Source organism: Streptomyces sp. NPDC005070 (genome assembly GCF_053600395.1).
Window position 1 is genome coordinate 1 of record NZ_JBSFZS010000003.1, and the last position, 13,567, is coordinate 13,567.

The following is a 13,567-nucleotide window of genomic DNA, read 5'->3' on the forward strand; positions in this document are numbered from 1 at the left end:
CACCGGCCTGTACGGCGACTCTCCTGGCCTCGATCCCGTGGCGCGGCCGGGAGTTCAGTCCTCCGAGGACTCCGTCCCGTCCGAGGTGTCCGGCGTGTCACCGGACCTGGATCCGGATCCAGGTCCCGGCGCGCCGGGCGGGTCCGAAGGGCCCGAGGAGTCCTCCGAACCCGGTGCACGGTCCTGGGCGTCCGTGCCGGCGCTCTCGCCCTGGTCCGTCGCCTTGCGCGGTTCCCCGGCCCCGGTGTCCTGCCCGGCGTCCGACTCCGGGCGCTGGGGCATCGTCGGCCGGCCGCGGCCGCCGGGGGTGTCACGCAGGTACGAGGCCGGCTCGCCGCTCTCCGTGGCGTGGCCCGGGGACCCCGCCGTCGGTCCGCCGCCGTCCCTGCGGCGCAGATAACGCTCGAACTCGCGGGCGATCGCCTCACCGGACGCCTCCGGCAGCTCGGCGGTGTCCCGGGCCTCCTCCAGCGTCTGCACGTACTCGGCGACCTCACTGTCCTCGGCGGCGAGCTGGTCGACGCCGAGCTGCCAGGCCCGCGCGTCCTCGGGCAGCTCGCCCAGCGGAATGCGCAGATCGATGAGGTCCTCCAGGCGGTTGAGCAGCGCCAGCGTCGCCTTCGGGTTGGGCGGCTGCGACACGTAGTGCGGTACGGCCGCCCACAGGGACACGGCGGGTACGCCCGCGTGCGTGCACGCCTCCTGGAGGATGCCGACGATGCCCGTGGGGCCCTCGTACTTGGTCTCCTCCAGGTCCATCGTGCGGGCCAGGTCGGAGTCCGAGGTGACACCGCTGACCGGCACCGGACGGGTGTGCGGGGTGTCGCCGAGCAGCGCGCCCAGGATCACCACCAGCTCCACGCCCAGTTCGTGCGCGAAGCCGAGCAGTTCGTTGCAGAACGAGCGCCAGCGCATCGACGGCTCGATGCCCCGGACCAGCACCAGGTCACGCGGCTTCTCGCCGCCGATCCGGACCACCGACAGACGCGTGGTCGGCCAGGTGATCTTGCGTACGCCACCGTCCAGGAACACGGTGGGGCGGTTCACCTGGAAGTCGTAGTAGTCCTCGGCGTCCAGCGCCGCGAACACCTCGCCCTTCCATTCCCTGTCCAGGTGCGCGACCGCGGCGGAGGCGGCGTCGCCGGCGTCGTTCCAGCCCTCGAACGCGGCCACCATGACTGGGTCGATCAGCTCGGGAACCCCCTCCAGCTCGATCACCCAGCGCCTCCTTCCGATCTGCCCTCGCGTACGCCTCAACCTTACGGCGTGCCGAGGGGACCTCCGCAGCCCCCTTGCACGGGGGAGTGAACGGATCACTGCCCCGTCGAAGGCCCGGAAACACGCGAGCCCGCCACCCCGCCCCGCGCCCCCGTCCCGGCCGGCCCCCGCCAACTCGCCTGCCGGCCACGAGCGTTGCCGCGGGGGAAGCGGCCTCGGAGCACGCGGCGCCCCGCACAGGGGTGAGGGGCGGCACCCCCCGTGGGAGCCGCCCCTCACCCGTCCGCCGGACGCCTACTTGCCGTCGAGCAGGTCCTGCACCTTGCCGCGGACCTCGTCCGTGGCGAGACCCCGGATCGTCAGCGTCGTACGGCGGCGCAGTACGTCGTCCACCGTCTCGGCCCACTCGTTGTCCCGGGCGTAGACGACCTGCGCCCAGATCTCCGGGGCGTCCGGGTGGACGCGCTCGCCGAGCGCCGGGTTCTCGTTCGCCAGCCGGGCGATGTCGAAGGCCAGCGAGCCGTAGTGGGTGGCCAGATGCCGGGCCGTGTCGGCGGCCATGCGCGGACCGGGCGCCGGTCCGTCCACCAGCAGGCGGTGGGCGACCGCGCGCGGGTTGGCGACACCGGGCAGCGGCAGCTTCTTCGGCAGCGTGGACATCGGCTCGAAGTCCTCGCCCAGCGGGTGGCCGGGCAGCGACTCCAGCTTCTTCATGACCGTACGGCCGATGTGCCGGAAGGTGGTCCACTTGCCGCCCGCGACGGACAGCATGCCGCCGCGGCCCTCCGTGACGACCGTCTCGCGCTTGGCCTTCGACGTGTCTCCGGGGCCGCCCGGCAGCACCCGCAGACCGGCGAAGGAGTATGTGATCAGGTCGCGCGAGAGCTGCTGGTCGCGGATGGAGAACGCGGCCTCGTCGAGTATCTGGGCCGTGTCCTTCTCGTTGACCGAGACGTCCGCCGGGTCGCCCTCGTACTCCTCGTCGGTGGTGCCGAGCAGCAGCATGTCCTCCCAGGGGAGGGCGAAGGTGATGCGGTACTTGTCGATCGGGGTGGCCAGCGCCGCCTTCCACGGGGAGGTGCGCTTCAGGACCAGGTGCGCGCCCTTGGACAGACGGATCGACGGAGCCGCGTTCGGGTCCTCCAGCTTGCGCAGGTGGTCGACCCACGGGCCGGTCGCGTTCAGCACGAGCCGGGCGTTCACGCCGAACTCGTCGCCGGACAGCCGGTCCCGCAGCTCGGCGCCCGTCACCCGGCCCCGGGTGAAGCGCAGGCCCGTGACCTCGGCGTGGTTCAGGACCGCGGCCCCCGACTCGACGGCCGCGCGGACCGTCATGAGGGCCATGCGGGAGTCGTTCATCTGGTCGTCGCCGTACACGGCCACGGCCTTGAGGTTGTCGGTGCGAAGTTCGGGCACGTCCTGCGCCGCCTTGGAGGGGCTGAGCAGGTGTCCCACGCCGTCACCGAACGCCGACAGGGCGGAGTAGGCGAAGACGCCCGCTCCGAGCTTCGCCGCGCCGTGCGGCCCGCCCTTGTACACGGGGAGGTAGAACGTGAGCGGATTCGCCAGGTGGGGTGCCACCTGGCGGGAGACCGCACGGCGCTCGAAGTGGTTCTCCGCCACCAGCTTCACCGCGCCGGTCTGCAAGTAGCGCAGACCGCCGTGGAGAAGCTTGGAAGAGGCGGAGGAGGTCGCGCCGGCGAAGTCGCCGGCGTCGACCAGCGCCACCCGCAGACCGGACTGCGCGGCGTGCCAGGCGGTGGAGATGCCCAGGATGCCGCCGCCGATGACGAGGAGGTCGTACGTCGCCTTGGAGAGCTGCTCCCGGGTCTCGGCGCGGCTCGGGTTGGAGCCGGAGGCCGGGTGCGTACCGAGGGCAGGCACGGACTGCAGGGTGGACTGGCTGGTCATTGCGGGTTCTTACTCCTCGTCAGTTCTCGTCTTCGATCCAGCCCATGGTCCGCTCGACGGCCTTGAGCCAGCTCTTGTACTCACGGTCGCGGACGTCCGCTTCCATGTTGGGGGTCCATTCCGCGGCCCGGCGCCAGTTGGCGCGCAGGTCCTCGGTGTTGGTCCAGAAGCCGACGGCCAGACCGGCGGCGTAGGCGGCGCCGAGGCAGGTGGTCTCGGCGACCATCGGGCGCACCACGGGGGCGTCCAGGACGTCGGCCAGGGTCTGCATCAGCAGGTTGTTGGAGGTCATGCCGCCGTCGACCTTGAGCGCCGTGAGCTCGACGCCGGAGTCCTTGGTCATGGCGTCGCTGATCTCACGGGTCTGCCAGGCGGTGGCCTCCAGGACGGCGCGCGCGATGTGCGCCTTGGTGACGTACCGGGTCAGGCCGGTGATCACACCGCGGGCGTCGGGACGCCAGTACGGGGCGAACAGGCCGGAGAAGGCCGGCACGAAGTACGCGCCGCCGTTGTCCTCGACCGAGGACGCGAGCGTCTCGATCTCGGCGGCGGACTTGATCAGGCCCATCTGGTCGCGCATCCACTGGACGAGCGAGCCGGTGACGGCGATGGAGCCTTCGAGGGCGTAGACCGGCTTCTGGTCGCCGATCCGGTAGCCGACCGTGGTCAGCAGGCCCGAGTACGAGTTGATGATCTTGTCACCGGTGTTCATCAGCATGAACGTGCCGGTGCCGTAGGTGGACTTGGCCTCGCCCTCGGAGAAACAGGTCTGGCCGAACAGGGCCGCCTGCTGGTCGCCGAGCGCGGAGGCGACCGGGATGCCGCCGAGCAGGTCGCCGAGCGGACCGCCGGTGACCTCGCCGTACACCTCGGCGGAGGAGCGGATCTCGGGCAGCATGGCCAGCGGCACGCCGATCGACTCGGCGATCTTCTCGTCCCACGCCAGGGTGTGCAGGTTCATCAGCATGGTGCGGGAGGCGTTGGTGACGTCGGTGACGTGCTTGCCGCCGTCGACACCGCCGGTCAGGTTCCAGATGACCCAGGTGTCCATGGTGCCGAAGAGGATGTCCCCGGCCTCGGCGCGCTCCCGCAGGCCCTCGACGTTGTCGAGCAGCCAGCGCGCCTTGGGTCCCGCGAAGTACGACGCGAGGGGCAGGCCCGTCTCGCGGCGGAAGCGGTCCTGGCCGACGTTGCGGCCGAGGTCCCGGCACAGGGCGTCGGTGCGGGTGTCCTGCCAGACGAGCGCGTTGTGGACGGGCTCACCGGTGTTCTTGTCCCACAGCAGCGTGGTCTCACGCTGGTTGGTGATGCCGATGGCCTTGATGTCGTCACGGGTGATGCCGGCCTTGGAGATGGCCCCGGCGACGACCTCCTGGACGTTGGTCCAGATCTCGGCGGCGTCGTGCTCGACCCAGCCCGGCTTCGGGAAGATCTGCTCGTGCTCCTTCTGGTCGACGGAGACGATGCGTCCGTCGCGGTCGAAGACGATGCAGCGCGACGAGGTGGTGCCCTGGTCGATGGCGGCGATGAAGGGGCCGGCGGTGTGTGCGTCGGTCACGGTGTGCTCCTGGTGTCCGTGGGAGAGGGGCTGTATACGGCGCGGTGCTTCAAAGCGGTGCTGTGCGGCTCATGGTGCATGGGACCGGTGCTGTGGGGCTCATGGTGCATGGGACGCGGCTTCCAAGCGTGCTGGAGCGGGGCTCCTAGGCGAAGGCGACGTTGTATATGCCTGCCGCGATCGCGCCGCCGATGAGCGGGCCGACGACCGGGATCCAGGCGTAGCTCCAGTCGGAACCACCCTTGTTGGGCAGGGGGAGCAGGGCGTGCACGATGCGCGGACCGAGGTCACGGGCCGGGTTGATCGCGTAGCCGGTGGGGCCACCGAGGGAGAGGCCGATGCCCACCACCACGAAGGAGGTGATCAGGGCGCCGAGGACGCCCAGGCCGTCGCCGTTGTTGTTCAGTCCCTGCGTGAGGATCGCGAGGATCAGGACCACGGTGCCGATGATCTCGGTGGCGAGGTTCTGCACGGCGTTGCGGATCTCGGGGCCGGTGGAGAAGACGCCGAGCACCGGTCCCGCGGCCTCCTCCTCGGCCTCGACGGCCTTCACGGCCGGCTTGCCGGAGCCGCCGACGATCTCGCTGTCGGTGAGGTGCGCGAGGAACTGGCCGTAGTAGGCGACCCAGACCAGCGCGGCACCGATCATGGCGCCGAGAAGCTGCCCGCCCCAGTAGGTGGCGAGGTTGCTGTAGTCGTCGTCCTTGATCGCGAGGGCGAGGGTCACGGCCGGGTTGAGGTGCGCGCCCGAGAGCGGCGCCGAGATGTAGACCGCGGTCATGACCGCGAAGCCCCACCCGAAGGCGATGGCCAGCCATCCGGCGGCTCGCGCCTTGGAGGCCTTCAGTGTGACGGCGGCGCACACGCCACCGCCGAGCAGGATGAGAACGGCGGTACCGATGGTCTCGCCGATGAAGATGTCGGAGCTGGACACCCGCGACTCCTTTGTCCTTCGTCCAGGGGAAGCCGAACCCCGGGTCCCACCGGTGGTTCGTGCTCTCGGGGAGTGAGAGCGATATCGGCCCTGGCATGGCCACACCTTAGCGTCTATTGCCGGTAGGTGTTCGACAATGCCGACCGATGGACGGGAGTCTTGCTCTCGCTTCGCCGACTCGTCAAGGGTTCGGTTATCGAAAGCGGGATCGTTATTGATTGCTGTGTGCTATCAGTGCGTCGCCGCTCGTCAGAGGGCATACGAAGGAGGCCGGGAAGCATTCCGCTTCCCGGCCTCGACACCCGCGAACACCGGACCTCGTCCCGTACGAAACCGGGACCGAGGTATGTGAAAAACACCGTCGAACGGTGTACGCGTCAGGGCCGCCGGCCATGGCTGGGCCCGCCCGAACCGCCCGGCGCCCGCAGTACGCGCCGGTACGGCCCCGCGAACGCCGTTCGTGTCAGAACCGACCCGCGCCCAGGTCGCGCGACACCGCGCGGGCGCAGTCGCGTACCGCGGCGATCAGCTCCGGACGCAGCTCCCCGTCCTTGCACACCCGCTCCACGGCTCCGGTGATGCCCACCGCGCCGACCGGCATGCGCCGCCGGTTGTGGATCGGGGCGGCGACCGAGGCGACACCCGTCCACGTCTCCTCGACGTCCTCCGCGTACCCCCGCGCGCGGGTCACGTCGAGGACGCCCTCGAAGTCGTCCAGTTCGCTGATCGTCCGCGGGGTGAACGGCTTGCGCTCGACCTCCAGGACCTCGCTGTGCGCCACCGGGTCGTACGCGGACAGCACCTTGCCCAGGGCCGTGGAGTGCAGCGGCTGCATCGCCCCCACCTCCAGGACCTGCCGGCTGTCGTCGGGCCGGAAGACGTGGTGCACGATCAGGACGCCCTGCTGGTGCAGCACGCCCAGATAGACGCTCTCGCCGCTGGAGCGCGCCAGGTCGTCGGTCCACACCAGGGCGCGTGCGCGCAGTTCGTGCACGTCGAGATAGGTGGTGCCCAGCCGCAGCAGTTCGGCGCCGAGCTGATAGCGCCCGGAGGCGGTGTCCTGCTCGACGAACCCCTCCTGCTGGAGGGTGCGCAGGATGCCGTGGGCCGTACCCTTGGCCAGGCCGAGCGAGGAGGCGATGTCCGACAGGCCGAGCTGCCGCTCGCCGCCCGCGAGCAGCCGCAGCATCGCCGCTGCCCGTTCGAGCGACTGGATGTTCCGTGCCATCGCCGTGCTGCCTCCGTCCCCTTCGACCGTCGGCGCGACTTCCCGCTGCCGTTCGGCAATGTCGAACACTACCGGTCGTCGCCGAGCTCCCGCCAATGGGTGGTCGTCCCGCGTTCCGTCCCTCTCCACACCGCCGTCACCCACGCCACGCCCGTCCGCCTCGTGGACGCCCACGCCTGATCCTCGGTGCTCCGGGCTACCCTGACGGCGTGCGCCTTCCATGGGAAGCGCAAAGCCGACAGCCGTCGCACTCCAGGGAGCACCTTCATGGCCTCGTTGCCGAACCCGTCCCTTTCGTCCGGTCCTTCCGAAGGCCGGGAGCGAACCGACGCACTCCGAGAAGCGCTCGCCACCCGTGTCGTGGTGGCCGACGGCGCGATGGGCACGATGCTTCAGGAGCAGGACCCGACGCTCGAGGACTTCGAGGACCTCGAAGGCTGCAACGAGATCCTCAACGTCACCCGCCCCGACATCGTGCGCTCCGTCCACGAGGCGTACTTCGAGGTCGGCGTCGACTGCGTCGAGACGAACACCTTCGGTGCGAACCACTCCGCGATGGCCGAGTACGACATCGCGGACCGCGTGAACGAACTCTCCGAGGCCGGCGCCAGGATCGCCCGCGAGGTCGCCGACGCGTTCGGCGCCCGCGACGGCCGCCAGCGCTGGGTGCTGGGCTCGATCGGCCCCGGCACCAAGCTGCCGACTCTCGGCCACGTCTCCTACGGCACCCTGCGCGACGGCTTCCAGGCCAACGCCGAGGGCCTGCTCGCCGGCGGCGCCGACGCCCTGATCGTCGAGACCACCCAGGACCTGCTCCAGACGAAGTCCTCCGTCCTCGGCGCGCACCGCGCCATGGAGGCCACCGGCGTCCGGGTGCCCCTGCTGGTCTCGATGGCCTTCGAGACCACCGGCACCATGCTGCTCGGCTCCGAGATCGGCGCCGCGCTGACCGCGCTGGAACCCCTCGGCATCGACATGATCGGCCTGAACTGCTCGACCGGCCCCGCCGAGATGAGCGAGCACCTGCGCTATCTCACCCGGCACTCCCGCATCCCCCTGCTGTGCATGCCGAACGCGGGCCTGCCGGTCCTGACGAAGGACGGCGCCCACTTCCCGCTCGACGCCGAGGGACTCGCCGACGCCCAGGAGAACTTCGTACGGGACTACGGCCTCTCCCTGATCGGCGGCTGCTGCGGCACGACCCCGGAGCACCTGCGACAGGTGGTCGAGCGGGTGAACGGCCTCACCCCCGCCGAGCGCAGCCCGCGGCCCGAGCCCGGCGCCGCCTCCCTCTACCAGACGGTCCCGTTCCGCCAGGACACCGCCTACATGGCGATCGGCGAGCGCACCAACGCCAACGGCTCGAAGAAGTTCCGCGAGGCCATGCTGGAAGCCCGCTGGGACGACTGCGTGGAGATGGCCCGCGACCAGATCCGTGAGGGCGCCCACATGCTCGACCTGTGCGTCGACTACGTCGGCCGCGACGGTGTCGCCGACATGGACGAGCTCGCCGGCCGCTTCGCCACCGCCTCCACCCTGCCGATCGTCCTCGACTCCACCGAGGTCGAGGTCCTGCGCGCGGGACTGGAGCGCCTCGGCGGACGCGCGGTCCTCAACTCCGTCAACTACGAGGACGGCGACGGCCCCGAGTCCCGGTTCGCGAAGGTCACCGGCCTCGCGCGTGAGCACGGCGCCGCGCTCATCGCGCTCACCATCGACGAGGAGGGCCAGGCCCGTACGGTGGAGACCAAGGTCGCCATCGCGGAACGGCTCATCGAGGACCTCACCGGTAACTGGGGCATCCACGAGTCCGACATCCTCATCGACACCCTGACCTTCACCATCTGTACCGGCCAGGAGGAGTCCCGCAAGGACGGCATCGCCACGATCGAGGCGATCCGCGAGCTCAAGCGCCGCCGCCCCGACGTCCAGACCACGCTCGGCCTGTCCAACATCTCCTTCGGCCTCAACCCGGCCGCCCGCATCCTGCTCAACTCGGTCTTCCTCGACGAATGCGTCAAGGCGGGCCTGGACTCGGCGATCGTGCACGCCTCCAAGATCCTGCCGATCGCCCGCTTCAGCGAGGAGGAGGTCACCACCGCCCTCGACCTCATCCACGACCGGCGCGCCGAGGGCTACGACCCGCTGCAGAAGCTCATGGCCCTCTTCGAGGGAGCCACCACCAAGTCCCTCAAGGCGGGCAAGGCCGAGGAACTGGCCGCGCTCCCCCTGGAGGAGCGCCTCAAGCGGCGGATCATCGACGGCGAGAAGAACGGCCTGGAGGCCGACCTCGCCGACGCCCTCCAGGACCGCCCGGCCCTGGACATCGTGAACGAGACCCTGCTCGACGGCATGAAGGTCGTCGGCGAACTGTTCGGCTCCGGCCAGATGCAGCTCCCCTTCGTCCTCCAGTCCGCCGAGGTCATGAAGGGGGCCGTCGCCTACCTCGAACCCCACATGGAGAAGTCGGACGCCGAGGGCAAGGGCACCATCGTGCTGGCCACCGTGCGCGGCGACGTCCACGACATCGGCAAGAACCTCGTCGACATCATCCTGTCCAACAACGGCTACAACGTCGTCAACCTCGGCATCAAGCAGCCGGTCTCCGCGATCCTGGACGCCGCCGAGGAACACAAGGCCGACGTCATCGGCATGTCGGGACTCCTGGTCAAGTCGACGGTGATCATGAAGGAGAACCTGGAGGAGCTCAACCAGCGGGGCATGTCCGCCGACTACCCCGTCATCCTCGGCGGTGCCGCCCTGACCAGGGCCTACGTCGAACAGGACCTTCACGAGATCTACCAGGGCGAGGTCCGCTACGCCCGCGACGCCTTCGAGGGCCTGCGCCTCATGGACGCCCTCATCGGCGTCAAGCGCGGAGTGCCCGGCGCGGTACTGCCCGAGCTCAAGCAGCGCCGGGTCCGCGCGACCACGGCGGCGCAGGTCGAGGAGCGCCCGCAGGAGGGCCACGTCCGCTCCGACGTCTCCACCGACAACCCCGTCCCCGAGGCCCCCTTCACCGGCACCCGCGTGATCAAGGGCATCCAGCTCAAGGAGTACGCCTCCTGGCTGGACGAGGGCGCTCTCTTCAAGGGCCAGTGGGGCCTCAAGCAGGCCCGCGCCGGCGACGGCCCCACCTACGAGGAACTCGTCGAGACCGAGGGCCGGCCGCGGCTGCGCGGTCTGCTGGACCGGCTCCAGCGGGACAACCTGCTGGAGGCCGCCGTGGTCTACGGCTACTTCCCGTGCGTCTCCAAGGACGACGACCTGATCATCCTCGACGAGCAGGGCAACGAGCGGACCCGCTTCACCTTCCCCCGCCAGAGCCGCGGCCGCCGGCTGTGCCTCGCCGACTTCTTCCGCCCCGAGGAATCGGGCGAGACCGACGTCGTCGGACTCCAGGTCGTCACCGTCGGCTCCCGCATCGGCGAGGAGACCGCCAAGCTCTTCGAGGCCAACGCCTACCGCGACTACCTCGAACTGCACGGCCTGTCCGTCCAGCTCGCCGAAGCCCTCGCCGAGTACTGGCACGCCCGCGTCCGCTCCGAGCTGGGCTTCGCCGGGGAGGACCCCGCCGCGATCGACGACATGTTCGCCCTCAAGTACCGCGGTGCCCGCTTCTCCCTCGGCTACGGCGCCTGCCCCGACCTGGAGGACCGCGCCAAGATCGCGCAGCTCCTGGAACCGGAGCGCATCGGCGTCCACCTCTCCGAGGAGTTCCAGCTCCACCCCGAGCAGTCGACCGACGCGATCGTCATCCACCACCCGGAGGCCAAGTACTTCAACGCACGGTGACGGCGCCGACGCGCCGGGGCCCGCGCCACGACGCACACTGATCGGATAAGTCGTACACTGGTCGGTCCATCGCAGGCCGGTTGTCCCCTGACGTACAGGGAGCGACCGGCCTGATCGTCCCTCAAGGAGGTGCGCCAGGATGACCAGTACGGTCCCCGCGCTCGGAACCCGTACGGCCGAAGGCTCAGCCCTTCAGGCCGTACTCCTCGACATGGACGGAACCCTCGTGGACACCGAGGGCTTCTGGTGGGACGTGGAGGTCGCGGTCTTCGCGGCCCTCGGGCACGCGCTGGACGACTCCTGGCGCCATGTGGTGGTCGGCGGGCCGATGACCCGCAGCGCCGGATTCCTCATCGAGGCCACCGGCGCCGACATCACGCTCCCCGAACTGTCCGTGCTGCTCAACGACGGTTTCGAGGAGCGCATCGGCCACTCGCTGCCGCTGATGCCGGGCGCCGCCAGACTCCTCGCCGAACTCGCCGCGCACGAGATCCCCACCGCGCTCGTCTCCGCCTCGCACCGGCGGATCATCGACCGTGTCCTGGGCACGATCGGCTCCCACTTCTTCGCCCTGACCGTCGCGGGCGACGAGGTCGAGCGGACCAAGCCGTTCCCCGACCCCTACCTCCTCGCGGCCGCCCGGCTCGGCGCCGAACCGGCCCGCTGCGCCGTCATCGAAGACACCTCGACCGGTGTCGCCTCCGCCGAGGCCGCGGGCTGCCAGGTGGTCGCCGTGCCCTCGGTCGCGCCCATCGCCCCGGCCGCCCGACGCACGGTCGTGAATTCCCTCGAAGAGGTCGACCTGCCCTTTCTGCACCGTCTGATGACAAAAGCCAACTGACCGGTCACCGAAAGTCGATCAAGCCTTCACTCAGCGTGCGGGTCCGCCTGCGGGGGAAAGCCGCGGCCGTTCCATGTGGTAAGCGCGGGCGAGGGACTGCCGGAATGCATAACGGGGCGGATCGATGAATTCCGGTACGCTTCAATCAATTTTGCGGTGTGACGTTCACCACGTGACGGAGGGTCGACAGCGGGACCGACTTGTGCCCGCCCCGCCCATTCGTGAAGCTTCGGTGTGCCCTTGTGTCCCGATTGATGGAAGGCTGCACTAATTCTTCCCGTGTCGGGTTATCGGTGCGTCCGCGCCCGGTTTCGCAGCGTGAGCGGAAGGCCGCTCCGACATAAGCCGGCCGACCTTGTGGTGCGGACTAATGTCATCGCGAGAACATCGCCGTATCCCCGTGACCGAGCCGCGCCACCCCTGCATGCCGGTTAGCGGAACCTACAGCTCTGGAGAAACACGAGCATGAACCGCAAGACTTTGGTGCTGCCGGCCGTGATCGGCCTGCTCGCCCCAGTGCTCGCCGCGTGCGGCGGGTCCGCCAGCGGGGGCGACAGCGGGGATGCCATCGTTGTCGGTACCACGGACCAGTTCACCGCGTCGAAGGATGCCCCGGCTCCCTTCGACCCGGCGTACGCCTACGACGTCGGCACCTGGAACGTGCTCCGTCAGACCGTGCAGACGCTGATGGTGCAGCCGCGTGGTGACGGTGACCCGCAGCCCGAGGCCGCCGAGAAGTGCGGATTCACCGACAGCGGCAACGAGCGCTACTCGTGCACGCTGCGCGAGGGCCTGGAGTTCTCCAACGGTGACGCGATCACCGCTAAGGACGTCAAGTTCTCGATCGACCGCGCCAGGGCCATCAAGGCCGACTCGGGCGTCTTCGCCCTGCTCTCGACCATCGACACCGTCGAGACCCGCGGCGACCGCGAGGTGATCTTCCACCTCAACAGCGCCGACGCGACCTTCCCGTTCAAGCTGTCGACCCCGGTCGCCGGCATCGTGAACCCGAACGACTACGAGAAGAACAAGCTGCGCGACGGCTTCTCGGTCGACGGTTCCGGCCCCTACACCGTGGAGACCGAGGTCAAGGACGACACCGTCGTCAAGGCCGTCTTCACGAAGAACTCCCACTACAAGGGGCAGTTGAAGGTCAAGAACTCCAAGGTCGAGCTGCGCTCCTTTACGGACGCCGGCGAGATGGGCACCGCCCTCGAAAAGGGCGACATCGACCTGATGACGCGCTCCATGACGCCGGACCAGATCACCAAGCTGGACAACGCTTCGGGCAGCAACGTCAACCTGAACGAGATGCCCGGTCTGGAAATCCGCTACCTCGCCTTCAACACGAACTCCGCCTCGGTGAAGTCGACGGCCGTCCGCCAGGCCATGGCGCAGATCATCAACCGCGGCGAACTCGTCTCCAAGGTCTACGGATCGCAGGCCGAGCCGCTCTACTCGATGGTCCCGGCGACCATCGCGGGCCACTCCAACGCGTTCATCAACAAGTACGGCGACCCGAGCGTCAGCAGGGCCCAGGGGCTGCTCACCAAGGCCGGCATCACCACCCCGGTCAAGGTCACCCTTCACTACACGACCGACCACTACGGTTCGGCCACCGAGAAGGAGTTCGAGGTCCTGAAGGCGCAGCTCAACAAGAGCGGCCTCTTCGACGTCAGCATCCAGGGCACGACCTGGGACAAGTTCGTCCCGGCCGAGCGCGCCGGCAAGTACGACGTCTGGGGCATGGGCTGGTTCCCCGACTTCCCCGACGCCGACAACTACCTGGCGCCGTTCCTCGACAAGGACAACTTCCTCAAGTCGCCCTACTCGAACCCCGAGATCATCAAGAACCTCATCCCCGCCTCCCGGCGCGAGGAGGACCGCACCTCCTCCAAGGCGCTCACGACCATGCAGGACATCGTCGCCAACGACGTCCCGCTGATCCCGCTCTGGCAGGGCAAGCAGTACATCGCCGCGCGTGACGACATCACGGGCTCGGAGTGGGCACTCAACTCCTCCTCCACGCTGCAGCTCTGGGAGCTCGGCCGCGGCGTCAGCGAGTAACAGCACCAACCGACC

Annotated in this window: 8 protein-coding genes; 3 read left to right on the forward strand and 5 right to left on the reverse strand. The window is 69.4% G+C overall.

Annotated elements, in window-relative coordinates; all coding sequences use genetic code 11:
- Positions 1 to 54: 54 nt before the first annotated feature.
- From ACWEBX_RS01535 to ACWEBX_RS01555, 5 genes are all read right to left on the reverse strand, one after another.
- On the reverse strand, positions 55 to 1,218 hold the full coding sequence (locus ACWEBX_RS01535) for a PAC2 family protein (RefSeq protein ID WP_451882885.1): 1,164 nt from the start codon (positions 1,216 to 1,218) through the stop codon (positions 55 to 57).
- Positions 1,219 to 1,512: 294 nt separating this feature from the next.
- Complete coding sequence (locus tag ACWEBX_RS01540; RefSeq protein WP_451882886.1) at positions 1,513 to 3,129, reverse strand: FAD-dependent oxidoreductase; 1,617 nt, start codon at positions 3,127 to 3,129, stop codon at positions 1,513 to 1,515.
- 19 nt (positions 3,130 to 3,148) lie between these two features.
- The gene (gene glpK / locus ACWEBX_RS01545; protein ID WP_451882887.1) at positions 3,149 to 4,687 is read right to left on the reverse strand and encodes a glycerol kinase GlpK; all 1,539 of its coding nucleotides are present in this window, start codon (positions 4,685 to 4,687) and stop codon (positions 3,149 to 3,151) included.
- Positions 4,688 to 4,832: 145 nt separating this feature from the next.
- Positions 4,833 to 5,621, reverse strand: a complete 789-nt coding sequence (locus tag ACWEBX_RS01550) for an MIP/aquaporin family protein (RefSeq protein ID WP_451882888.1) — start codon at positions 5,619 to 5,621, stop codon at positions 4,833 to 4,835.
- A 463-nt stretch (positions 5,622 to 6,084) separates the two neighbouring features.
- The gene (locus ACWEBX_RS01555) at positions 6,085 to 6,849 is read right to left on the reverse strand and encodes an IclR family transcriptional regulator (protein WP_451882889.1); all 765 of its coding nucleotides are present in this window, start codon (positions 6,847 to 6,849) and stop codon (positions 6,085 to 6,087) included.
- Positions 6,850 to 7,116: 267 nt separating this feature from the next.
- Here ACWEBX_RS01555 and metH point away from each other — a divergent pair, with 267 nt between their 5' ends.
- From metH to ACWEBX_RS01570, 3 genes are all read left to right on the forward strand, one after another.
- Entirely contained in the window at positions 7,117 to 10,644 is a 3,528-nt protein-coding gene (metH, locus tag ACWEBX_RS01560) for a methionine synthase (protein ID WP_451882890.1), read from the forward strand.
- Positions 10,645 to 10,783: 139 nt separating this feature from the next.
- On the forward strand, positions 10,784 to 11,485 hold the full coding sequence (locus ACWEBX_RS01565; RefSeq protein WP_451882891.1) for an HAD family hydrolase: 702 nt from the start codon (positions 10,784 to 10,786) through the stop codon (positions 11,483 to 11,485).
- A 465-nt stretch (positions 11,486 to 11,950) separates the two neighbouring features.
- A complete protein-coding gene (locus ACWEBX_RS01570) occupies positions 11,951 to 13,552 on the forward strand; it encodes an ABC transporter substrate-binding protein (RefSeq protein WP_451882892.1) in 1,602 nt (533 codons plus the stop codon).
- The last annotated feature ends 15 nt before the right edge of the window (positions 13,553 to 13,567 follow it).